We start from the raw sequence: 22,368 nt of genomic DNA, 5'->3' as shown, positions 1-22,368 counted from the left end.
TTCCTGTGGTCGGGGTGGCAAAAAATGGACATTAGAAATACATTTGTCACCCGTGTGCGGACATTGTCTGCTAAAAAATAAAATCCCATGGTTATCCGCCATGGGATTTTATTGAATGGCAATGAAAAGTTCGTCGTTCCTACTTTTCGTTGTTATCTAGCATTACATTCCCATCTGTTTAGCTACTTCTTCTGCGAAGTTCTCTTCCTTCTTTTCAAGGCCTTCACCTGTCTCAAAGCGTACAAACTTCTTAACTGCCACTTTCGCGCCGTTAGCCTTAGCAACTTCTGCCACGTACTGGGATACGGTCTGTTTTCCGTCTTCAGCTTTTACATAAACCTGATCAAGTAAGCAGATCTCTTTTAATTCTTTGTTGATACGTCCTCTTACCATTCCCTCAATGATCTTGTCATTGGCGTCCGGTTTCTCATTCTTCGCTGCTGCCGTGAGAATCTCTGTCTCTTTCTCGATATAATCGGCATCAACTTCATCTCTGTTTGTGTATAATGGTTTTAATGCAGCTGCCTGCATTGCAACGTTCTTTGCCATCTCTTTGAGAGCATCGTTTACTACGTCTGTCTCAACATCAACTAAAACGCCGATCTTTCCGCCTGCATGGATGTAGGAAGCAACAAAGCCGTTAGCCTCTTCGATCTGTGCAAATCTTCTGATCTTCATGTTCTCGCCGATAATGGAAATCTGGGAAGAAAGAGCTTCTGCAACTGTTAATGCAGGTTCCTTATCCCACTTCTCATTTAAGAAAGCGTCGATGTCTGCTGCTGTAGTATTGAGAGCCTGTGCCGCAACGTCTGCAACGTAGGTCTGGAACTTCTCGTTCTTTGCTACGAAATCAGTCTCTGCGTTAACCTCTACAACTACTGCCTTCTTCTCATCAGCGGATAATGTAGTAGCTACGATACCCTCTGCTGCGATACGTCCGGCTTTCTTTGCTGCGCCTGCAAGTCCTTTTTCTCTTAAGAACTCAACTGCTTTATCCATATCACCGTCTGTAGCTGCAAGAGCTTTCTTGCAATCCATCATGCCGGCGCCTGTCGTCTCACGTAATTCTTTTACCATTGCTGCTGTTACTGCTGCCATTTTTAATTCCCTCCGTATATTTTTTCATTTCCAATTTCAGTGGTGTTCTGCCTGTCCTGAAACATTCAGCGGTAATTATGCCTCTGCTGCTTCAGCAACATCCTCGCCCTCGAATGCAGGAGCTTCTGCTTCGCCCTGTCTTGCTTCGATAACGGCGTCTGCCATTCTGGAAACGATTAATTTTACGGCTCTGATAGCGTCGTCGTTACCCGGGATTACATAGTCAAGCTCTTCCGGATCACAGTTGGTATCGATAATGCCGATTAACGGAATTCCCAGTGTGTGTGCTTCCTGTACGCAGATTCTTTCTTTCTTAGGATCTACTACGAAGATAGCGTCCGGAACTCTCTTCATCTCTTTGATACCGCCAAGGTTCTTCTCGAGCTTCTCCCACTCTTTCTTAAGAGCGATAACTTCTTTCTTAGGAAGAACATCAAATGTTCCGTCTTCAGACATGGTCTCGATCTGTTTTAATCTTCCGATACGGCTCTGGATGGTCTTAAAGTTTGTAAGCATACCGCCTAACCATCTCTCGTTTACAAAGAACATTCCACATCTCTCAGCTTCTGTCTTGATAGCGTCCTGAGCCTGTTTCTTTGTTCCTACGAACAGGATTGTGCCGCCGTCTGCTGCGATGTCTGCTACTGCCTTGTAAGCTTCATCCACTAAACCTACGGATTTCTGTAAGTCGATGATGTGGATACCGTTTCTCTCTGTGTAGATGTACGGAGCCATCTTAGGGTTCCATCTTCTTGTCTGGTGACCAAAATGTACACCAGCTTCCAGTAACTGCTTCATTGAAATAACGCTCATGTTTCTTTCCTCCATTTGGTTTTCTTCTTCCGCCGTCTTCTTTGCTTCCTCGGGGACTCCTGGCAGAACAAAAAGGCCTGTTACAGCCGTTTTCCATCCTGTTTCATCGGAGCACCGTCCTTAAGAATCCGTCCGGCGTGATTTTTTAGCCTTTATACTATATCACAGGTAAATTTTTTCTGCAAGTGGTTTATACGCGAAAATACCGCTAAATTGTTGATTTCTGCGTTACTATTCTCCCGGATACGTTCCGCGGAGCGTTTTCACGTGATTATCGTGAAAATTCCGGGTTATACGGCGCAGAACGGCGTTTTTCCGTTTCAGGTGAAATCTTTTTTCCGTCACTCACAAAACGGATATCCTGTGTAACCGTGGTGAGGACTTTTGTTCCGATCACCCGAAACGCCTCCCTGATTTCGTCCCCCGGCTCCTGCGCCGTCACCACCGCATATTCCGGTTTCAATTCTTCAATCAGTTTTACGCCTCTTTTAGAATTTCTCCCATGGTGGGCCGTCTTGTATACATTGACCTGGGGTAAATCCAGTTTCAGCAGTTCCCCCAGACGCTCCTTCTCGGCATCTCCTGCAAAAAACAGCGTCACGTCCCCGTGTTTCACCAGCGCCGCCAGGGAATAGTCGTTCGATTTCTCATAATGGAAATCCTCCGGCGGGAAAATGCGGATATCCAGAGCGCCAAAGGTAAAAAGGCGGTCGCGGGACAGCGCCTCCGTGGGGATATGCTCCGTCTCAAGCCGCTCCATCAAATCCTTGTAAAGAGGTTTTTCGCCCTCGTAACAGGGTGTGATGACCTCTTCCACCGGAACATGATCCAAAAGATAAAATGCACCGCCGATATGATCCTTATCCGGATGGGTCAGAATCAGGCAGTCGATTTTATCCACCTGATTTTCCTGAAGGACCTCCAGGATATGGACGGCGTCCTTATCTTCTCCCGTGTCGATTACAACACAGGCCTCCCCGCTCAGAAGGACAGAACAGTCCGCATCCTCCTGCGTCCCCACAAAAATGACCTGCGCCTCCTGCTTTACGCCCCGGTTCTCCAACAAATATACGCAGCCGAGCATGACGGTGCACAGGGCGCATACTCCAAAGATACGAAGGAATACTACTGCAATTTTACGGGCTGCTTCCATTAAAACCTCCTGCAAACACAACCGGAATAAACCTCATTGATCATCCTGTCCGAATTTCGCCTTACCTAAACGCGGAATTATTCTTTACCCGTCAAGATTTTACAAATATGTCTTACCTGTTCTTCAATTTCCTCCATTGCCCTCCGGTTTCCTCCCTCCGGCTGCAGCAGAGCGCATATCAAAATTTATTATGCACATCTATATTGTACTGAAATGCTCTGAAAAAGCAATAAATTATGACAATAAATTATAGAGGCTTCTCTTTTTTTCCGTCCGAAAAAAGTATACTGTTCATATTTTCACTTTTTGTCTACACGCTGCTCCCGAACATACCTTATTCAGAAAGAAGTTCTCTGTATATCTCCAAATCCTTCTCCTTAAACACATTAAATATCACGCTCCCCAGTTTCTTATCGGCCCTCAGGAAATCCTTCACCGTGCCGACGGCAATTTCGGCGGCCCGTCTGTTGGGAAAACGGAATTCTCCGGTGGAAATACAGCAGAATGCAATACATTTGCAGCCGTTTTCCACGGCCAGCTCAAGACAGGAGCGGTAACAGGAAGCCAATTGCCTGCAGTCTTCTTCCGTCACCCGGCCATAAATCACAGGGCCGACGGTATGAAGAATATATCTTGCAGGCAGATTAAAGCCCGGGGTAATTTTAGCTCCCCCGGTTATCTCCTCATGGCCCTGCTTTTTCATTATATCGCTGCAGAACAGCCGAAGCTGAATTCCGCTTTTGGAATGGATGATATTGTCAATGCAGGAATGAAGCGGATGGAAACACCCCAGTAATGCGCTGTTGGCGGCGTTTACGATGGCATCCGCTTTCAGTGTCGTTATGTCGCCCTGCCATAGGATGATTCTCGGTTCCGCGTGAACGGCCGGAAGCAGATTTGCATCGGTCAAATCCTCCATGTCCCGTTCCACAGACAGATATTCATCCTGAACGTTCAAAAACTCCCGGCTGACCGGCCTTGGAGGACGGACATTCATCAGACTGCGCAGAAGATCTTTCTGCCCCTGTACATCCTCCGGTATTTTAATTTCCCGATACCGCAGTTCCTCCGCCAGCAATTCCCTGATCAGATACATTCTTTGTTCTTCGTGCCGCATCCCGTCCGCCTCCATTCCCTCTGTCTCTTCGTCCTATATCCACTTCCCATTCTCCGCTTTCTGCGCGTCCTGTTTTCTCATTTCCGCCAGAACCGCAGCGATATCTCCCCGTATACAGACGGAACGCTCCTCAATCTCACCTGGCGCCCGGTTCTCATCCAGATTGATACAGGCATAGCGCGCATCCGGATTCTGATATGTCATCTGCCAAAACGGATATTTAATGATAACCGGAGTATTCATCCCCACTCCCAGTTCCAGGAACAGAAGATTCCCCCGCAGATTCGACGACAGAAAGCGTTTATATCTTTTGGCCGCCAGATGCCATGCCTCATCCTCCACAAAATAGCCGTCGCAGCGCAGGTTCACTTCCATTTCTCCGCCGCACACCGGACATTTCGGCACCAGATGCGCGGGAATGCGGCAGTTCGTCTGTTCCCTGACCATGGCCCGGACCTGTTCTTCATTGTCATACAGCTTATTGTGGCAGGCCTTCCGGCACTGAAACTTGCCGTAATCTCCCTGGGTGGCAAAAATACGGTCCGGTTCAAACCCGGCCAGCCAGAACTGGTGATCCACGTTGGTGGTCAGCACAAAATAATTTTTCTTCTTCACAAGCTCAAACAAATCCAGATATGCCCCGCCCGCCGGCTGATCGTACCGGTTGCAGAATATATGCCTGCTCCAATAGGCCCATTTCTCCTCCTGGGTGGCAAAAGGATAGAACCCTGCTGAATACATATCTTTCATATGATACCGCTCTATAAAGTCGCTGAAACAACGTATAAACCTCTCCCCCGAATAGGACAGTCCCGCCGCCGTGGACAGCCCGGCGCCCGCGCCTATTACAACTGCATCCGCCTCATCAATCCACCTTAACAGTTCCTTCTCTTTCATCTCACACCCGCCTTTTTACAACCGCCTCAAAGGGACAGATTTCATAACAGTTCCCACAGTGCAGGCAGTGCTCCTGCAAAATTACGCAGGGGGACGCCTCGGTATCAATGCATTTCTGAGGGCATTTGGAATAACAGAGCCGGCAGCCGCGGCACCGTTCCGTGATCAAATAACCTCCCGCTGACCGCAACATATCCCGTATCCATCAGCTGACGGTAAAACTCCTTCCCCTTAGCCGTAATGAAATAAAGACTGTCCCGATCCACAAGCATAATGTCAATCACCCTCGTTACCGGCAATCCTTTCCCGTCGGTCGTGGCAAATACGGCGGAGTGGATTTCCTCCTTTAAGATTCTGAGATAGTCCTCCGTTTTCATTGGCGCTCACCCCCTGTTAGAATTCATACGGCGGGTTTCCCGAAAAATCCGCAATCACGCCATGGGGATTTTCCAGATAAAACACTTCAAAAATCGGGTTCGACGCCGTTTCATACTGTCCCTTCACAATCGGGTTTGCCATGCATGCTTCTTTGATTGCCATATGATTCTCAAACACCGCCCTGCCGTGCAGCCTGAGCCAGGCAAAGCTGGAATCGGAAACACTGATTTCAATTTCAGGGTTTGCCTGCATGTCTTTGTACACGTCCTTCTGATTATTGGTACAGAACCATAATCTTCCCTCTTTTTCAAAACAGAACATAAACGGACGGCACTTGGCCTTTCCATCTCTTCCAACGGTCGCCAGATACTGAACCGGGTTTGCCTGTAAAAATTCTACTGTCTTATTCATAATAGATTACTTCCTTTCCTTCCCTCAAAGCTGTTTTTACATCACAGTTGTTCTAAATCTTTCAAACAACAAAAAGAACGCTTCGCGGACTTTTCATTGCCAATCAATAAAAGCGGCCGCTTCTTATGATTCCATAATAAAGCAGCTGGCTTCGTTTGCAAAGAACGCACTTTAAAGTGGGATAGGTACCCAAAAGTAAGACAGTTACCGCGGGGTTCCATAGTATCCAAAAGATACTATAAAGGAACATCCGGTTCTCATTCCTGTTTTTCCCTGCCCTGATAGAGATACAGCCACGGCGCGTCGACCGGAAGGTTTCCGAAGTCCTCCCTGCCGTACTCCTCCATCATCCGCCCCCGGCCCACACGGATCAGACGGTCGGCGAGAGCCAGTGAATCGGCCAGGTTGACCGCCAGTATTACCACGCCGATTCCCTTATCCAGGAAACGTTCGAGAAGCTCCCAGACATGGATTCGGATGGCGACCTCCGCCCTCTTAAACGGCTGGACGCAGAAAACCACCTTCGGATTCTGGACCAGGATTCTCATATATATCAAATCATATTTCTGCTTATGGGACAATTCCTCCACCCTCAGGTCAAAAACCTCCTCCCCCAGCAGACCGGCATACTCCTGTCTCAGGCTCTTCTTGATTTTATTTCTGAGCCAGACGTCGTGAAACCGGTGATCCAGGGTAAAACAGAGATTATCCAGGTAACTTAAGTTGGGAAACAGCATCGTCTGCACCGGAACCTCCTGTATCACGGCGATCCGGCGATCCGGTTTCTGTTTAAACTCCTCGTTGCAAATCCACATTTTTCCCCGGTCCGCCCTTTTTTCCCCGGACAGCACGGCCAGGAGATCCGGCAGAATCCGGTTGTCGAGATCCTGTAATACCAGGCATTCCCCCGGCGCCACGGCAAAACTTAAGTCCTTTACCTCGCCGTAACAGAGATTCTCCGCCCGAAAGGCCGGCTCCTCCGTATCGGGATGTACCGTTTTCTTTGAAATCTGTTCGCTGACGCGCCTGTCAAACCCTTTCGTCCACCGGTACATATAGGTATCCGGAATATGCTCCGAGAACATGAAATATTTGATAATCTGGCCGTTCTGCATCACGGCCGTGCGGTCGCAGATCTGCTTTACTTCCTCATAATGGGGGGCGACATAGAGAAACGACATCCCCTGATCGGCATAATGGCGGATAATCCGGTGCAGTTTCTGAAGCTCCACGTCACTGATAAAAGAGCTGATATCATCCAGGACCACAAGATAATTCCCTGCCACAACCGCTTTTAAAAGCTCCACGACAAACCGCTTAAAGGGAGACAGTTCCTCGATATAGGCATCCGCGTCGATGTCCATATCGATGTCCTCCAGAAACGGCTGGAGCTGCTGCCTCAATACCTTCGGCTGCATCAGCCGCTTTCTGAACCCGGGACGCAGCACAAAAATATTGTCTGCCACCGTGAGGCCCTCGGCCAGACAACTCTTATTCTGGATTACGCTTAACCGGTTTGTCCCCGAGTCTAAAAAGCGCCAGTGGTTCACCAGTTTCTCATGATAATAAACATATCCGTAGTGAAGCGGAAGGTTCTGCCTGAGAAGCTTGATGAGCGCAGAAATCCCATGGCGGTTCACGGGCATGAGTCCAAGAATCTCCCCCGCCCGGATCGACATGCTGAAATTTTCCAACTGGGTCACGCCGTTTTCCCGGTATGTGACCCGCTCCATTCTCAGTGTTTCTTCCCTCATTATTTCAATGCCTCTTTGTTCTTGATTTCCCTGTCACTCGTGATGGCAGGAAGTGATATCTCCACATCCGTCCCCACCCCGGGCATAGAAAATACGTGGAGTCCGTATTCCTCGCCAAACAGCAGATGGATCCTGTTATTTACATTGACAAGGGCAATTCCTCCCTTGGTCTCCGTATTCTGTGATGCAAATGCCCGGCCGCTCTTCTCAAGGCGCTCGTTCATTCTTGCCAGGGACGCCTCGTCCATCCCGACTCCGTCGTCGGAAATCCGGATCAGCAGACGTTTTCCGCTGCGTTCCAGATGGATGGTCAGATGACCGCTCCCGATTTTGCACTCCGTCCCATGGATAATACTGTTTTCCAGGATCGGCTGCATCGTAAGCTTCGGCAGACGGCAGCAGTAAATCTCTTCCCGATCGTCGGGATCACACTCCACCGACAGGCTCAGGCGCGTGCCGAACCGGTACTGCTGGATCCTGAAATACGTCTCACAGTTCTGAAGCTCCTCCTCCACGGACACCAGGTTTTCCACCTTACTGATGGTATAGCGGAAAAATGTGGCGAGCGCTTCCGTCATCTCCGCCACACTGTCCAGCCCTGCGATGAGCGCCTCACTCCGGATGCTCTCCAGCGTATTGTATAGGAAATGGGGATTAATCTGGTTCTGCAGAGCCAGGTACTGGGCCTGCCTCTTATTCAGCTTCAAAAGCTCCGACGAATCCATCATATCCGTCATCCGCTCCAGCAGGCGGTATCCGGCCGGAGTAGGCGCGACGTCGTACAAATCGCCTATCTCCATTGTCGTATACCCATCCGTAAAAAGCCTCATTGTCTTCTCAAACCTCAGATACGGTTTGACCACATAGTAAAAAGACGCGCCAATCAGGCAGAGGAACACGGCCAGCGCCAGAAAGAACGGCCACAAAGGCGCCTCCTCAAAAATAATCATTTTCAGGCACATGAGCAGCAGAAAGAGGATCAGAAGCGCACCCGATACGGCCAGCGCCGATACTCTGTACGACAGAAATTTTGTCTTCTTTCTATCCATTTAAGTATTCTCCTTCCCTTCCTGTCACCAAAGAATCCGTTTATCATATCTTCATTTCAGTTACTCAGCCGTACAGTTTCCTGTATTCCGCGGGATTCAGCCCCGCAACCTTGTGGAAGGTATGGGTAAAATGTTTCCTGTCGCTGTATCCCACCCTCTCACAAATCTCCGCCACCGGCATATTCGTCTCCCGCAGAAGCCGCTTTGCCTCGTCCATCCTGACCCTGGTCAGGTATTTGGCAAAACCTTCTCCGGTTTCCTTTTTAAACAGGACGCTGAAATAGCTGACGCTGAACCCGGCCGCCTCACAGACATCCTCCAGCGTAATCGGCTCATGAAAATGCTGCATCACGTACTGTTTGGCCATTCTGACGGGCCGGCCCGCCTCACTCTTACGAAGCTCACCTGTTTCCGCAATCAGTACTTCCTGTATCTCTTCCAACTGTTTAAACAGCTCCTCCCCCCTGCAACATTGGCGGCAGCGGTACTCAAAATCCTGTTTCATTCCCTCCACATTGCTGACGGCGCAGCGCGCCACAAAGAGGTGTCCGGCCGAAAGAACCAGTTCGAAGAGCTCACGGCCGCATATTTTATGGGTTTCTATGGCGGACTGCCATAATGTTTTACAGGCGGACGAGGCCTCCTCCACACTGAAGACCTCAATTGCATGCTCCGTTGCCTTGACATACTTATCCAGAAGATTCTGCTTTTCAATTCCCGAGCCGTCCGGAATTCCCTCTAAAAGGCGGCCGGGACCTTCCACAAGACGCTCCATTAATGCGCCTCCCGCATCCTCCAAAGAGTCTGCCAGTCTGCCGCAGTCGTCCACCGCAGTACCCAGGGAAAGGGAAAATTCCACCTCCCCGTAAAGACTCTTCTTCGCATCCAGAAGGTTCAGGCACTCCCTCAGGCTCCGCCTGACTTCCGCCCTTTTTTCCAAATCATAATTCAAAATCCCATATCCCGTATAATCCTGGAAATACAGATGGTATTCCGGGCAGATACCGGAAAGGCCGTTTTCAAATACTTCACGCGCCTTTTCCTGCAGTATCTCATATGGGGAACCTCCCATTTTCCTGATATCACAGTCGATTTTCAGCATGAAAATCTGGTAGGTATTGCCCTGCGTCTGAAAATGGTAGGTATCGCGCAGCGTTTCTTCCGTCAGATGAGGCGGATTCGGCGAGAGCAGATCCTTCACCAGGCTGCTCCGGAGGCGCCTCAAATCCTTCTGGCTGTTCTGATGATGTTTTGCCGCTCCCTCCTCCCTCTGAAAACGCGCCTCACACCGTTCTCCCATCTTCCGCAGGGTTTCCATCAGTTCATCCTTTTTAATCGGTTTCAAAAGATAATTACCGACGCCGTACTGGATTGCACTCTGCGCATACTCAAAATGAGCATAGCCGCTGATAATCACGACTTCCAGCTGCGGCCTGAGCTCTTTTGCACGCCTGATCAGCTCCAGGCCGTCGCACCCGGGCATTCTGATATCCGTGATCAGGATATCAGGCTCCAGAGATTCTACCAGTTCCAGGGCCTCCAATCCGTTTTCGGCAGTTCCCGCCACTTCCATTCCCAGCGCATCCCAGTCGGCCAGGGCCTGCACAAGGCGGCAGATCAGCTTTTCATCATCCGCTATAATCACTCTTATCATACGCCCTCCCCCATAACAATTATAAAACAGCGAGAACTTCCGCCTCCGCCGGGATGCTCGGAATCCCTCCCGTCTTCTGGGTGGAAAGACTGGCCGCGGCCGATGCAAATCCCGCGATTGCCGCCAGTTCCTCTACTTCAAGACAGTCCGGCTCCTTCCCAATCTTTAAGAGACGCGAAACGGCGCTGCCGCCGAAGATATCTCCCGCTCCCGTCGTATCGATCGGTTTTACGGCCGGGCATACCGCCGATGCTCCGCCGTTCTTATTCGCCAGATACGCTCCCTTCGGCCCCAGCGTTATCATCGCAAGCTTAACTCCGTATTCATCCAGCAGTTTGGCCGCCGCTTGCTTCTCATCGGTAATACCCCACAGGAATTCCACTTCCTCATCGCTGATCTTGACGACGTCCGCGTTCAAAAGCCCCCACAGGATCTGCTCTCTCGCTTCTTCCATGGAACTCCACAGCGGAGGACGCAGGTTCGGATCAAAGGTGATAATTTTCCCCTTTTCCTTTGCATAGGCCACCGCCTTCTGCGTCGTCGTACGGACCGGCTCATCCGTCAGGCTCAAAGTTCCGAAATGGAACACCTTTGCCTCGTCAATCAGCGCCAGATTAAGTTCTTCAAAGAGAAGCCTTGTATCGGCTCCCGGCTTTCTGGCAAAGCTGAAGGAACGGTCCCCATCCGGGCTGAATGTGACAAAGGCAAGGGTGGTAAATACCGTACCGTCCGTCACAATGCCCCTTGTCTCGATTCCCGCATCGGCCATGGTCTTCCGAAGAAGTTTTCCGAAGGCATCATCACCGACCTTTCCCAGAAATGCGGTTTTTGCCCCATAGGCGCTCAGCGCCGCCAGGAAATTCCCCGGCGCCCCGCCCGGGTTGGCTTTCATCGTCGGGTATCCCGCCTCATCCGTGGAAAGCGCCGCAAAATCGATTAATAATTCTCCAATTGCCGTTACATCATACATGATTCTCACCCCGTCTGCCTTTTCTTAATATCCATCAAAGCCCTGCATTCTTCTTCCAGATCCGCTATCTGCGCACGCCCGTCGGCAATGCAGAAGCGGATCTCATTACAGTGTTTCTCAAAAGGCGCCAGCATCCCTGTCTGTCCGGCCCTTCCGTCAAAGCCGCAGTTCGTCGGCTCCATGGCCATCGCATAGTCTCCCGATGCGCTGCTCTTCCACTGGGTCATAAACGGAATCTGCTTTACATTCCACCTGATGCAGAGCGCCAGTTCCAGACCGTCGTTTACAAACGCCCCGAAGGTATTCCCATCCCGATCCGACGCCAGCGTATGCTGGAACACCTGCTCCGGCTCCCCGTCCACGGCCCGGCCCATAGTAAGCCGGTCCGCCATCCCCAGTGCCGCCGCTTCATCCCGTGGAACGCAGGAAGCTTCCGGCAGAATCAGACGGCTGCCCGGCGCCAGAAGGGGATATCCGGCGTTGCAGTGGTATAGGAAACAAAGGGGTTCCGGTTTAAAACCCTGGTTTTCTATTTCATCGTGAAACAGGATCTCCTTAGAACCGTACACCGTTTCCACCGTTCTGCGAAGAACCATGTTCTCGCCGAAAATCCTTGCCTGACGCATCTCTCCCGTCACGCGCACCGTGTACCTGTCCCCGTCGAAAAAGGCATCCATCCCGACCTTTTCAGCCGGTGTCGTCCTCATTCTGCCGTGGGTCGGATATTCCGTTCCGTCTATCATTCTGCACCCGTGGACATGGTCGAGGCCGCAGGTGAACATGGCTCCGCCCATGATGGAGCGCACCGCCTCCTCCCCGGCCGTGTCGTAGGAATTTCTTCCCTGCAGACCCGGTTTGGCAAGGAAGCTTAAGTTGGTTCCACGGTAACGGAGCCAGGCGGGATCCAGGCATTTATCAAGCATCAGCGGAAATTCCAGGGTTCCGTTTTGAACCAGGGCGCACCTGAGTCCGGAGGCCCGTCCGTCCTCATAGGTCATCCGCCTCACGCCGGCTGCCTGCTCCATGCTGCCGCAATAACGAAATAGCGCTTCTTTTCCCCCGTCCATCACTCCGCCGCCGGATACTCGTTGCAGAGCAGGCGGTATGGAGCCTCGTCCTCCTCGATCTTCGGGAAACGTCCCATCTCCTCGTAAAAGCGGTTATCGGTATTGTCGTCGTTGCACTGGCTCACCTCGCCGAGAAGCACGGCGCCGGTTCCTTTCTCCACCTCAAAATCATGATACATATAAGGATAGATCGTAATACTCTCTCCCGGCGTCAGGCGCACCTGGGTTCCTGCCGGTACGACAATCTCCCTGCCGTCGATATGGACATGGACGTCGTTTACCTTATCTAAATCCTCTTCCGGGGTGGAATTGTAAACACGGATCAGGACATTGCCGCCTCCACGGTTAATAATGTCCTCCATCTTGGACCAGTGGAAATGCATCGGGGAATACTGTCCGTCCTTGATATACAGAAGCTTTTCCGCATAAGATTTTGTGTATTTGTCGCGCATCTTCAGATTGCCGTTTCTGATTGTAATCAGGGAAAATCCGGTCTTATCAAAATTTCCAAGGCCGTAATCCGTGATATCCCAGCCCAGCATATTGTCGCGGATCTCGTCGTAGTCATGCCCCTTCTCCCGCCATTCCTCCGGTGTAAAATTGCAGAAGGGGGGAACCGCAAAACGGTACTCCTTCACCATCGTTTCCATCTCTTTTAAGGCTGCATTGATCTCGCTTCGTTTCATACAAAAAACCTCCTTAATCTCTCTTTTAATCATACCATGGCTGATATTACAATTCAACAAAAACGCCGAGCCTCCGGTTCGGCGTTTTTGCCTGTTCACTCTCCGTCCCCTTTAGGGGAATCCGGGAAATGATAGTTATAAAACGGTTAAATCATTACTTTTTAAGTACGGAAACGCCAGTATCTTTTACAACTCCGCCAAGGGAATTGCCTTCCAGAGCCTGTACGCATGCCTCAACACCCATGGAACCCATTACGTCTGGATTCTGAGCCATTGTGCAGAGTAAGTATCCGTCGTCGATTAAGCCGAGGATTGCATCCGACTTATCGAAACCTACGCCGATAATGCCATCTTTGCCTGCTGCCTTGATTGCGTTTCCTGCGCCTGTTGTGGAACCTTCGTTACAGCCGAAGATGCCGACTACGCCCTGAGTGATATAGTTCTCTGCGATACTCTGGGATTTGGCTGCATCGCCCTCGCCGTACTGTGTTTCAAGAATTGTATAGTCTGTTCCCTCAAATGCGGAACGGAATCCCTCTTCACGCATAACACAGGAATCGGTTGCTGCGTTTACATTGATAACGCCGATGGAACCGGTTGTTACGCCTGCATCTTTGAGAGCTTTTAACATTTCTTCTCCGGCTGTCTTTCCTGCCGCCTTGTTGTCGGTTGAGAAGGTTGCTTCTGCCTCTACGTTGGCCGGTGAGTCGACATAGACAATTTTTACGCCTGCCGATGCCGCCTCTTTCAGTGCGGAAGAGATGGCGTCCGGACCGTTGGCCGCTACCATGATTGCATTGTAGCCGCCTGCCACTGCATTATTGACACACTCGATCTGCTGTGCATCGTCTTTTGTGTTCGGGGACATAAATGTTACGGACACGCCCAGTTCTGCTGCCTTTTTCTGTGCGCCTTCATTTAATGTTACCCAGTGCTGGTCGATAGAGTCCATGGTAATAAGGGCAACTTTCCATTCTTTGCTGGCTTTTGCCGGAGCTGCTGCCGCGCCTGCCGCTGCACCTGCTGTTAATACGGAAACGCCTGTATCCGTCACTTTTCCGCCCAGGCTCTCTCCGCCGATAGCCGCTACTGCTGCCTTTACGCCCTCTGAACCCATTACGTCCGGATTCTGAGCCATTGTGCAGAGTAAGTATCCGTCATCGATTAAGCCGAGGATTGCATCCGACTTGTCAAAACCAACGCCGATGATTCCGTCTTTGCCGGAAGCTTTGATGGCATTGCCCGCGCCTGTTGTGGAACCTTCGTTACAGCCGAAGATGCCGACTACGCCCTGAGTAATGTAGTTCTCTGCGATACTCTGGGATTTGGCTGCATCGCCCTCGCCGTACTGTGTTTCAAGAATTGTATAGTCTGTTCCCTCAAATGCGGAGCGGAATCCCTCTTCACGCATAACACAGGAATCGGTTGCTGCGTTTACGTTGATAACGCCGATGGAACCGGTTGTTACGCCTGCTGCCTTAAGAGCCTTTAACATCTCGTCGCCGGCCGTCTTTCCTGCCGCCTTATTGTCGGTTGAGAAGGTTGCTTCTGCCTCTACGTTGGCCGGTGAGTCAACATAGACAATTTTTACGCCTGCCGATGCAGCCTCTTTCAGTGCGGAAGAGATGGCGTCCGGACCGTTGGCAGCTACGATAATTGCTTTCGCACCGGCTGATACCGCGTTGTTTACACACTCGATCTGCTGTGCGTCGTCTTTTGTATTCGGAGCCATGAACTGAACGGTTACGCCCAGTGCCTTTGCTTCCTTCTGAGCTCCCTCATTCAGGGTTACCCAGTGCTGGTCGATAGAATCCATTGTGATAAGGGCAATCAGATCTCCTGAGCCCTCCGCAGCCTTCTCCGTTACGGCGCTGCCTGTTTCCGCCGTCTGTGAAGTTTCCTTTTTGCCGCAGCCTGCAAGCGCTGTGACAACCATACAGGATGCACAGAAAAGAGCAGCGAGCTTCTTCATTTTCTTCATGTAACTTCCTCCTTTTTTTGCAGTCCGCCACGTTGATCCGACAGATCAGCCGCGGGCCGCATTCTCTTTTTCATTCTATAATTAGCGCTGCTTCACAGCGTCTAATTCCAGGTTACTCCGGCAAAACTAATTGGCGCGTTTTTTCTTAAACAGGCCTTTTCTGAATACAACATCCAGAAGTACGGCAAATACTACAATAATACCGATTACGAGACGCTGGATACCTACCTGTACGCCGATCATATTAAGACCGTTTTCCAGTGTCTGCCATACCGAGGCTCCTGCCAGTGTTCCGAGAAGGATACCCGTACCGCCGAGCGGTGAGATACCGCCGATAACGCCTGCCGCAACCGCATACATCTCATACATGTTGCCTGCCTCCATGTTACCCATGTTAGCCTGGCCGCAGAGGATTAAACCTACTACGAAGGAACAGAATGCACTGACGATGTATGTCTTTGTGATCGTCCCCACTACGCTGACGCCGGAGAGCTTCGCAGCCTCCACGTTGGAACCTACCGCGTAGATGTGGCGTCCCGTTCTCGTCTTGGAGAGCAGGAAGAAAAATACGAGGAACAGGGCAATTGCAATCCAGAATGTATTGTACACGCCCGCAGTCTTCCCATAGTAGAAGAAGTTCTGGAATTTATCTGCGGCTTCCTTGCCGATACCGGAGCTGATGGCGTCCGTATTGCGGTTTCCGTTTACCATGTATGCCACGCCTCTGGCTACGAACATGGTTCCCAGTGTTGCAATGAAGGGAGGAAGCTGGAACTTTCCTACCAGGATACCGTTAATCACGCCGATTACGAGACAGCATGCCAGGGTAATCAGAAGCGCCACCGCCGGCGTCACTCCATGGGTCATAAGCGTTGCTGAAATCATTGCGCTCATGCCTACCACGGAACCGATGGAAAGGTCGATGTTTCCGGTAATCAATATGTAGCTCTGGCCGATACCGATAATCAGGTATTTGGACATGGAACGCAGAAGGTTCATCACGTTCTGGCCTGAAAATACGGTCGGGTTGATGATGCCGAATGCGATATAAATTACAATCAGTCCGGCGAACGCCGTCAGCGCCCCGCGCATTCCACGGACATTAAGAATTCTCTTAATCGGATTTTGTTTTGTCTGGTTCATTTTTTCTCCCCCTTATCACTCACCGCTGGCAATCTTTTTCTCAAACTGTGTTGCCAGTGTCAATATCTGATTCTGCGTTGCTTCTTCCGACTTCAGTTCTCCGGTAATGCGGCCGTCACACATAACGATAATCCGGTCCGCAATTCCCATAACCTCCGGCATCTCAGATGAAACAAACATAACTGCGATTCCCTGCTGCTTTAACTCATTCATCAGGTTATAGATTTCCACCTTGGCGGCCACATCGATTCCCCTGGTCGGTTCATCAAATATGACAACCCTTGAGTTTCTCGCCAGCCATTTGCCTACAACGACCTTCTGCTGGTTTCCGCCCGATAAGTTTCCCGCCTCCACTTCCACGGTCGGCGTCTTAACCTTTAAGTTTTCCACAACGCGGTCACACATCTCATGTTCTTTTGCACTGCTGACAACGCCCAGCTTGTTGCAGAGGAGATCCAGGTTCGGAAGCGCTATGTTGTGACGGATGCTTAACTTCGTGCACAGGCCGTCTTTCTTCCTGTCCTCCGGCGCCAGTACGATGCCCGCCTTGATCGCATCCTCCGGCTTATGTATTACAACTTCCTTTCCGTCAAGGACAATCTCGCCGCTCTCTTTCGGGTCAACACCGAAAATCGCCCTCGTCGTCTCGGTCCGTCCGGCTCCCATCAGCCCGGCAAAACCGACTATCTCACCCTCATAGAGGGAAAACTCCACATTTCTGACCAGACGCCCTGCGTTTAAATTTTTAACCTCCAGGACCAGCTTTCCCTTCTCACACTCTACCCTTGGGAACTTTTCCTTAATCTCGCGGCCTACCATGTTGGCGATGATTTCATCCATCGTCGCATCCTTAAAATTCATGGATGTGATGTACTGGCCGTCACGCATGATTGTTACTCTGTCCACAATGTGCTGAAGCTCTTCCAGGCGGTGGGAAATATATACAATTCCGCAGCCCCTCTCCTTCAGTTCCCGGATGATTCTGAATAAGTCCTCAATCTCCCTGGCTGTCAGGGCCGATGTCGGCTCATCCATGATCAGGATTTTGGCATTGGTGGAAAGCGCTTTGGCAATCTCTACCATCTGCTGCATGGATACCGGCAGCTCTCCAACTACCTGCTGCGGCCTTAAATCAATTTTTAAATCATCGAGAATCTTCTGTGCCTCGGCTTCCATCTCCGAATTCGAGAGCATAATGCCTTTTCTCTTCTCTCTTCCGAGGAACATATTTTCCGCTACCGAGAGATGGCGGCACATGTTTAATTCCTGATGGATGATTGCCACTCCGACTTCCTGGGCCTGCTTCGGGTTTAAATCCCCGTATTCCCGGCCGAAGATTGTCATGCTGCCCTCGTCCCTTGTGTAAACACCGCTCAGGATTTTCATCAGTGTGCTTTTTCCTGCTCCGTTTTCCCCCAGAAGCGCCATAACTTCGCCTGAACGAAGCTCAAAATGGACGTGATCGAGCGCTTTAACTCCCGGAAAGCTCTTGCTGATATTTTCCATAGAAACGATTGTCTCATTCATTTTCTGACACCTGTCTTTCCCTTTTTCTTCCCTGCTTGTTTTTCGTATCATCGTTATGGTTCTATTATATCAGAGGGTTTTTGTACAAATAAGGGGGTAAAGATTGTTCTTATAGGGGGTTTTTTATGCACTTTAACCGAGCCGGTGGGTGGTTTTTTTGTTTTTTATTGACGAATTGGTGAAATGGGCGGACTGTGGGGATTTTTCTGTTGGGAAGATTTGCAGAAATGAGCGGCGGAGCCTGCCGGTAAGAGCACGGCATAACCTGCGGTTACCGTTTGGCGGAATCTCAATATGCCGGTACAATACCTGCACGTATTATGGTAAAATAACCGTATCAGTGTTGAAAGGAGAAGTTATGGACCTATATCATTTCTGGCATGCGGTGCTGAAACAGGACGCCGGAGCCATCCGAACCTTTTTCCATCCGGAAGCTCACGTAAGGTGGCATAATACAAATGAGGATTTTACAGTGGAGGAATTTATACGGGCCAACTGTGAATATCCCGGAGTATGGGACGGAAAAATAGAAAGAATTGAAACAAACGGCAGCTTAACCGTCACCGCCACCCATGTGCATTCCGTTGACCATACGTTGTCCTTCCATGTTGTTTCCTTTATCCGGATTGAGGACGGTAAGATTGTCTCGGTCGATGAGTACTGGGGTGATGACGGCCCCGCACCGCAGTGGCGTCTCGATAAACACATTGGAAAAGCCATTATAAAACATTAAAACATTATTTGTCAGGAGGTATCACTATGCCGGAGAAACCGGAAGAAATGAAACAATTTATGGAACGGCTGGAGCGCTCCAACGCAGGCCAGGAAAAGTATGCAAAGCTCCAGTACAGAATGAGCCAGATCACGGCGGCCGCCAGTATCCTCATTCTCTGTATCGTCCTCTACACGGCCGCCACCGTCATTCCAAAGGTCACCACCCTGTTTGACGACATCCAGGTATCCGTGTCCAATATTCAAAAAATATCCCAGGACCTGTCCGACGCCGACCTGCCACAGATGATCGACAACATGGACAGCCTAGTCACCACCAGCGAATCCAGCATCCGGGACGCGGTAGATAAACTGAATTCCATTGATTTCGATTCGCTGAACAGCGCGATACGGGATCTGGCGAATATTGTGCGGCCGCTTGGAAGATTGTTTGGGGGATGATACGGCATCCGTCATTCCAGTCAAATATTTTTACTTCAACAACGAAAAGCACGCTTCGCGAACTTTTCATTGCCACTCAACCAAAAACTGCCGGCAGGATTCACCTGCCGGCAGTTTTTGTTGAAGACGGTAACATGCCTGCGGAGCATGCGGATTACCATTACTCTGTTCTCTGTCCCGGTTTCTTCTCCAGAAGCTCGGAGAATACATCGGTGCTTACCGGATAATGATAATAAAATCCGCTTCCGATATTGCATCCCTGCTCCTTTAAAAACTGCTCCTCCTCTTTGTTCTCAATTCCGATACTGAACACTTCCAGGTTTAAATCCCTGCACAGATGGATTACCCCTTCCACCACCTTTTTTCCTTCCGGCGTTTTAAGACGGCGGATCAAATCGTGGCGCAGCTTGATCCCATTAATCCCGCACTCCAGATAATCGAAAAATACCCGGTCAAGTTCCAGACCCGCCATGCATATATCAAATCCCAGACTCCGCAATTTCCGGATTGTTTCCATAAAGCGTTCCGAACGGCTCATCTCCACCATCTGATTGAGCTGTATAATAATCTGGCTTCGATCAATCTCATACTGATCGGCAATTGCCTCCAGATGGGTAACAAACTGTTCATCCCCGACATTCTCCACCGTAAAGTTAAACATCAGGCGAAGCCGGTTTCCTTTCTTCGCCGCCTCGTAAAGAAAGCGGCAGCCCTGGCGGTAAATTTCCATATTCATTTTTCCGGTCAGCCTTTTTTTCTTAATTACTTTCATAAAACTTTCCGGTCTCAGCAGGCCTCGATGAGGATTCTGCCAGCGGACCAGCGCCTCCGCACCGCAGATGGTTCCATCCTCCAGCTTCACGAGCGGCTGAAGATACATTAGGAATTCTTCATTCATCAGTCCATAAATAGCCTCATGCTCCATCGCATAGCCGCGGATTGTCTCCTGCTCCACAAATTCATCATATACGGCGCAGTATATATAATTATTACGTGCATACTCCATGGCGATCGCACTAAACTGAAGAGTCTCATATTCCTCATGCGGCGAGGTTCCAAGGCGGTAAATACCCGTGTGAAGCTCCAGAAAATATTTCTTTTTTTCCTCTTTCATCCGTGCTTCCACTTCCTGGTGGAACTTCAGTACGCGTTCTTTAATATTCGCTACGCTGGTGTACTGCAGAAAGAATACAAAATAAAAATCATTAAACCTTGCAAAGGACTCTGCATCATTGTCAACCAGAGGAGCAATTGCATCGCTGATCAATTTCAAGGTTTTTTGTGTTTCTCCATACCCGTAAATATGGCTGATCTCTTCCAGGCCCGCGTTCATGTAAAGTACGGAGTAATGTTCTCTGTTTCCATCGGTAATGCGATCGGCGAATTTCTGTTTCCAGACTGCAAAATTATCTCTTCCCGTTATATCGTCGCGGTATGCCAGTTTCTCAATCTGCCTTTTCCTCCGGATCAGCTTCACCGGCATGACAAGAAGCGCAGTCAATGCCACTCCCAAAAATGCAAGTGAAAGATATTTTACCACGGCTGAAATGCGAAGTTCCTCCCGTTCACTTCTTGCATACTGAATTAATCGGCCGTCAAACTCCTCCCGGTCGGTTTCAGCCAGTGCTTTTTCCAGCTTTTCCTGGATCCCGGCGGGCATACTTCCGGTATAAGCAAGGGAAACCGTATTCCGTTCCCCCTGCTCTTCATATGCGAATTGGATTTTTCCAGCCTTCAACCCTGCCTCGTCCAATTCCTTTTCACTCAGTCCTAGCGTCCAAACTGCATCTACCTGTACATTTTTCGCCAGGTTCAGCCGTTCGTCCGTCTCGCCCGGATTGACGTACTGGATGGAAATCCCGGTTTGTTCTGAGGCCATTTTCAGCATATCCGTCAGAACGCCGTCATAGCCCTCCGAACTTTTATCATAATACTCAAGCGGCCATGAGTCCGGAATCCCGGCCACATAAATTTCATCGGCCGCAAAGCAGGTGCCCGCCATGCCCCCCAGACTGCAGGCGGCAAAAAGTATTCCTGCGGCGAGAATTCTGCGGATAAACTTTCTATTTCTATTTTGCATTCTCTTCTTTCCCCTCAGTTTCTGCGTTCAGTTTTATTTTCTGCCTCTGAATCTGTCCCCAGACATTCTTCTTTTTCTTATATCCAATAAAGGCAGTCATTCTGGTGAAAGCCTGAATAAAACGGAAAAAGATACCTTCCAGAATGCAGAGAAATACCGCCTTCACCGCATCCAGAAATGAAAGCCTGATATTCTGCGTATAAATTCTGGCGAAAAATGCAGTAATGGTAAGCAACGCCCCATATACGGCATAAATCAGGAAAAACAAAATCATAAACGGAACATTAATCAAGTTTACCATATATGCCAGCAGAATCGTTAATAACCCAAAAAGTTCTATAAAAGGAGAAAACAGCTCATAGAGAAGATAGTACAGATAAGACAGGTATCCTATCACTCCAAATTCCGGAGCGAAAAACATTCTGCGATGCTTTTTCAAGCACTGGAATAAACCGATATACCATCTTCTCCTCTGCTTCTTCAGATCGTGGATGCTGGACGGGCACTGGCTCCAGCAGATCGCATCCGGAGCATATCGTATTCCGTATGGGATCTGGTTGATTCTACAGAACGCATGAAGCTTGACGACCAGTTCCATATCTTCTCCCATCGTGCTGGCATCGTATCCGCCTACACTCGTCACCACATCCTTTTTAAACAGGCCGAAGGCTCCGGAAATAATTAAGTTGCCATTAAATTTATCCATCAAAATTCTAGAGGCCATGAAGGAACGGTCATATTCCAAAATCTGCATGCCGACAATCGGATTCCACGGCATATGATATTCCACCAGTTTTCCCTCATCCAGCACTGCGCAGTTGGAGATACGAATCAGTCCTCCTACGGCAATCACATTGCCCTCTTCCAGTACGGGACGCACAATTTTCTGCAGGGAATCCTTCTGTAAAACGCTGTCTGCATCCATACAGATAAAATAAGGAAAGCGGGCGGCATTAATTCCCATGTTGAGGGCATCTGCTTTTCCTCCGTTTTCTTTCTGGATTAGAGTTACAGTAATTCCATTTATAACCGCTTCATATACATTCTGTTCCCTTTTACAGCCGATCTGCCTGTTAATGGGACGTTTTACCTTCTTTAGGGAAAAAGCTTCAACCAGCTTCTGTGATGTCGCATCTTTCGAACCGTCATCCACAACAATAATTTCATAAAGTTTATAATCCATCATTAAGAGGGAACGGACCGTATCGGCAACCGTTATCTCTTCATTGTATGCAGGCACAATGATGGAAACCGGAATATAAAAATCATGCTGCAGTTCATTATGATATCTGCGTTTTTTACTCTCTCTGTACAAATCAAGCGCACCCGAAATCACGGAAACCAGCAGGAACGTGGAATATCCCATCAGGTAGAGTACAAAAAACACGCCTACAACCGTATAAAATGCCTTAACCAT

General features: G+C 49.7%; 21 protein-coding genes. 2 read left to right on the top strand and 19 right to left on the bottom strand.

Annotation, left to right across the window (positions count from 1 at the left end; all coding sequences use genetic code 11):
* Nucleotides 1-162 precede the first annotated feature (162 nt).
* The 17 genes from tsf to QZT18_RS12520 form a co-directional block, all read right to left on the bottom strand.
* Nucleotides 163-1,098, bottom strand: a complete 936-nt coding sequence (gene tsf / locus QZT18_RS12595; RefSeq protein ID WP_294148355.1) for a translation elongation factor Ts — start codon at nucleotides 1,096-1,098, stop codon at nucleotides 163-165.
* 75 nt (nucleotides 1,099-1,173) lie between these two features.
* A complete protein-coding gene (rpsB, locus tag QZT18_RS12590; protein WP_294148360.1) occupies nucleotides 1,174-1,911 on the bottom strand; it encodes a 30S ribosomal protein S2 in 738 nt (245 codons plus the stop codon).
* Between the two features lie 271 nt (nucleotides 1,912-2,182).
* Nucleotides 2,183-3,064 (bottom strand): ComEC/Rec2 family competence protein, encoded by an 882-nt coding sequence (locus QZT18_RS12585; protein WP_294148354.1) that lies wholly within the window; start codon nucleotides 3,062-3,064, stop codon nucleotides 2,183-2,185.
* A 334-nt stretch (nucleotides 3,065-3,398) separates the two neighbouring features.
* Nucleotides 3,399-4,181 carry a protein-ADP-ribose hydrolase gene (locus QZT18_RS12580; protein ID WP_294148353.1) on the bottom strand — a complete coding sequence of 261 codons (783 nt, stop codon included), beginning with the start codon at nucleotides 4,179-4,181 and terminating at the stop codon, nucleotides 3,399-3,401.
* A gap of 33 nt (nucleotides 4,182-4,214) precedes the next feature.
* On the bottom strand, nucleotides 4,215-5,078 hold the full coding sequence (locus QZT18_RS12575; protein WP_294148352.1) for a Sir2 family NAD-dependent protein deacetylase: 864 nt from the start codon (nucleotides 5,076-5,078) through the stop codon (nucleotides 4,215-4,217).
* Between the two features lies 1 nt (nucleotide 5,079).
* The gene (locus QZT18_RS23550) at nucleotides 5,080-5,271 is read right to left on the bottom strand and encodes a 4Fe-4S binding protein (protein WP_366925869.1); all 192 of its coding nucleotides are present in this window, start codon (nucleotides 5,269-5,271) and stop codon (nucleotides 5,080-5,082) included.
* Nucleotides 5,183-5,455 carry a hypothetical protein gene (locus QZT18_RS12570; protein ID WP_366925872.1) on the bottom strand — a complete coding sequence of 91 codons (273 nt, stop codon included), beginning with the start codon at nucleotides 5,453-5,455 and terminating at the stop codon, nucleotides 5,183-5,185. The genes QZT18_RS23550 and QZT18_RS12570 overlap by 89 nt, the downstream gene beginning before the upstream one ends.
* Before the next feature lie 16 nt (nucleotides 5,456-5,471).
* Nucleotides 5,472-5,867 carry a pyridoxamine 5'-phosphate oxidase family protein gene (locus QZT18_RS12565; RefSeq protein WP_294148351.1) on the bottom strand — a complete coding sequence of 132 codons (396 nt, stop codon included), beginning with the start codon at nucleotides 5,865-5,867 and terminating at the stop codon, nucleotides 5,472-5,474.
* Nucleotides 5,868-6,124: 257 nt separating this feature from the next.
* On the bottom strand, nucleotides 6,125-7,621 hold the full coding sequence (locus QZT18_RS12560) for an ATP-binding cassette domain-containing protein (RefSeq protein WP_294148350.1): 1,497 nt from the start codon (nucleotides 7,619-7,621) through the stop codon (nucleotides 6,125-6,127).
* Nucleotides 7,621-8,670, bottom strand: coding sequence for a sensor histidine kinase (locus QZT18_RS12555; protein ID WP_294148349.1), 1,050 nt, complete (start codon nucleotides 8,668-8,670; stop codon nucleotides 7,621-7,623). The genes QZT18_RS12560 and QZT18_RS12555 overlap by 1 nt, the downstream gene beginning before the upstream one ends.
* Nucleotides 8,671-8,734: 64 nt before the next feature.
* Complete coding sequence (locus QZT18_RS12550; RefSeq protein ID WP_294148348.1) at nucleotides 8,735-10,324, bottom strand: response regulator; 1,590 nt, start codon at nucleotides 10,322-10,324, stop codon at nucleotides 8,735-8,737.
* Nucleotides 10,325-10,343: 19 nt separating this feature from the next.
* The gene (locus tag QZT18_RS12545) at nucleotides 10,344-11,294 is read right to left on the bottom strand and encodes a carbohydrate kinase (RefSeq protein ID WP_294148347.1); all 951 of its coding nucleotides are present in this window, start codon (nucleotides 11,292-11,294) and stop codon (nucleotides 10,344-10,346) included.
* 5 nt (nucleotides 11,295-11,299) lie between these two features.
* Nucleotides 11,300-12,361, bottom strand: a complete 1,062-nt coding sequence (locus QZT18_RS12540; RefSeq protein WP_294148345.1) for an aldose 1-epimerase family protein — start codon at nucleotides 12,359-12,361, stop codon at nucleotides 11,300-11,302.
* Nucleotides 12,361-13,047: a D-lyxose/D-mannose family sugar isomerase gene (locus QZT18_RS12535; protein ID WP_294148344.1), complete on the bottom strand. Its 687-nt coding sequence runs from the start codon at nucleotides 13,045-13,047 to the stop codon at nucleotides 12,361-12,363. The genes QZT18_RS12540 and QZT18_RS12535 overlap by 1 nt, the downstream gene beginning before the upstream one ends.
* Before the next feature lie 154 nt (nucleotides 13,048-13,201).
* Nucleotides 13,202-15,028, bottom strand: a complete 1,827-nt coding sequence (locus tag QZT18_RS12530; RefSeq protein ID WP_294148343.1) for a substrate-binding domain-containing protein — start codon at nucleotides 15,026-15,028, stop codon at nucleotides 13,202-13,204.
* A 126-nt stretch (nucleotides 15,029-15,154) separates the two neighbouring features.
* Nucleotides 15,155-16,171 carry an ABC transporter permease gene (locus QZT18_RS12525; protein WP_294148342.1) on the bottom strand — a complete coding sequence of 339 codons (1,017 nt, stop codon included), beginning with the start codon at nucleotides 16,169-16,171 and terminating at the stop codon, nucleotides 15,155-15,157.
* Nucleotides 16,172-16,186: 15 nt separating this feature from the next.
* Nucleotides 16,187-17,698 carry a sugar ABC transporter ATP-binding protein gene (locus tag QZT18_RS12520; protein ID WP_294148341.1) on the bottom strand — a complete coding sequence of 504 codons (1,512 nt, stop codon included), beginning with the start codon at nucleotides 17,696-17,698 and terminating at the stop codon, nucleotides 16,187-16,189.
* A gap of 358 nt (nucleotides 17,699-18,056) precedes the next feature.
* Between QZT18_RS12520 and QZT18_RS12515 the strand changes: the two genes are divergently transcribed.
* Both QZT18_RS12515 and QZT18_RS12510 read left to right on the top strand, forming a co-directional pair.
* Nucleotides 18,057-18,431: a nuclear transport factor 2 family protein gene (locus tag QZT18_RS12515; RefSeq protein WP_294148340.1), complete on the top strand. Its 375-nt coding sequence runs from the start codon at nucleotides 18,057-18,059 to the stop codon at nucleotides 18,429-18,431.
* Nucleotides 18,432-18,457: 26 nt separating this feature from the next.
* Complete coding sequence (locus QZT18_RS12510) at nucleotides 18,458-18,871, top strand: hypothetical protein (RefSeq protein WP_227029051.1); 414 nt, start codon at nucleotides 18,458-18,460, stop codon at nucleotides 18,869-18,871.
* Between the two features lie 160 nt (nucleotides 18,872-19,031).
* Here the strand turns inward: QZT18_RS12510 and QZT18_RS12505 are convergent, their stop codons facing one another.
* Nucleotides 19,032-20,951 carry an EAL domain-containing protein gene (locus QZT18_RS12505; RefSeq protein ID WP_294148339.1) on the bottom strand — a complete coding sequence of 640 codons (1,920 nt, stop codon included), beginning with the start codon at nucleotides 20,949-20,951 and terminating at the stop codon, nucleotides 19,032-19,034.
* Complete coding sequence (locus tag QZT18_RS12500) at nucleotides 20,941-22,368, bottom strand: glycosyltransferase (protein WP_294148338.1); 1,428 nt, start codon at nucleotides 22,366-22,368, stop codon at nucleotides 20,941-20,943. Before QZT18_RS12500 ends, QZT18_RS12505 begins: the two co-directional genes overlap by 11 nt.

Source organism: uncultured Clostridium sp., assembly GCF_900547735.1.
In the GTDB taxonomy this organism is placed as follows: domain Bacteria; phylum Bacillota; class Clostridia; order Lachnospirales; family Lachnospiraceae; genus Otoolea.
Note: the sequence above shows the minus strand (reverse complement) of the source record. Positions and strands in the feature narration are given on the sequence as shown.

Coding starts and splice junctions, on each gene's coding strand:
- QZT18_RS12570 (WP_366925872.1), bottom strand. CDS start 5,455: ATGAAAACGGAGGACTATCTCAGAATCTTAAAGGAGGAAATCCACTCC.
- QZT18_RS12525 (WP_294148342.1), bottom strand. CDS start 16,171: ATGAACCAGACAAAACAAAATCCGATTAAGAGAATTCTTAATGTCCGT.
- QZT18_RS12505 (WP_294148339.1), bottom strand. CDS start 20,951: ATGCAAAATAGAAATAGAAAGTTTATCCGCAGAATTCTCGCCGCAGGA.
- tsf (WP_294148355.1), bottom strand. CDS start 1,098: ATGGCAGCAGTAACAGCAGCAATGGTAAAAGAATTACGTGAGACGACA.
- QZT18_RS12555 (WP_294148349.1), bottom strand. CDS start 8,670: ATGGATAGAAAGAAGACAAAATTTCTGTCGTACAGAGTATCGGCGCTG.
- QZT18_RS12535 (WP_294148344.1), bottom strand. CDS start 13,047: ATGAAACGAAGCGAGATCAATGCAGCCTTAAAAGAGATGGAAACGATG.
- QZT18_RS12530 (WP_294148343.1), bottom strand. CDS start 15,028: ATGAAGAAAATGAAGAAGCTCGCTGCTCTTTTCTGTGCATCCTGTATG.
- QZT18_RS12545 (WP_294148347.1), bottom strand. CDS start 11,294: ATGTATGATGTAACGGCAATTGGAGAATTATTAATCGATTTTGCGGCG.
- QZT18_RS12510 (WP_227029051.1), top strand. CDS start 18,458: ATGCCGGAGAAACCGGAAGAAATGAAACAATTTATGGAACGGCTGGAG.
- rpsB (WP_294148360.1), bottom strand. CDS start 1,911: ATGAGCGTTATTTCAATGAAGCAGTTACTGGAAGCTGGTGTACATTTT.
- QZT18_RS12515 (WP_294148340.1), top strand. CDS start 18,057: ATGGACCTATATCATTTCTGGCATGCGGTGCTGAAACAGGACGCCGGA.
- QZT18_RS12520 (WP_294148341.1), bottom strand. CDS start 17,698: ATGAATGAGACAATCGTTTCTATGGAAAATATCAGCAAGAGCTTTCCG.
- QZT18_RS12585 (WP_294148354.1), bottom strand. CDS start 3,064: ATGGAAGCAGCCCGTAAAATTGCAGTAGTATTCCTTCGTATCTTTGGA.
- QZT18_RS12540 (WP_294148345.1), bottom strand. CDS start 12,361: ATGGACGGGGGAAAAGAAGCGCTATTTCGTTATTGCGGCAGCATGGAG.
- QZT18_RS12580 (WP_294148353.1), bottom strand. CDS start 4,181: ATGCGGCACGAAGAACAAAGAATGTATCTGATCAGGGAATTGCTGGCG.
- QZT18_RS12500 (WP_294148338.1), bottom strand. CDS start 22,368: ATGGTTAAGGCATTTTATACGGTTGTAGGCGTGTTTTTTGTACTCTAC.
- QZT18_RS12565 (WP_294148351.1), bottom strand. CDS start 5,867: ATGAATAAGACAGTAGAATTTTTACAGGCAAACCCGGTTCAGTATCTG.
- QZT18_RS12575 (WP_294148352.1), bottom strand. CDS start 5,078: ATGAAAGAGAAGGAACTGTTAAGGTGGATTGATGAGGCGGATGCAGTT.
- QZT18_RS12560 (WP_294148350.1), bottom strand. CDS start 7,621: ATGAGGGAAGAAACACTGAGAATGGAGCGGGTCACATACCGGGAAAAC.
- QZT18_RS12550 (WP_294148348.1), bottom strand. CDS start 10,324: ATGATAAGAGTGATTATAGCGGATGATGAAAAGCTGATCTGCCGCCTT.
- QZT18_RS23550 (WP_366925869.1), bottom strand. CDS start 5,271: ATGTTGCGGTCAGCGGGAGGTTATTTGATCACGGAACGGTGCCGCGGC.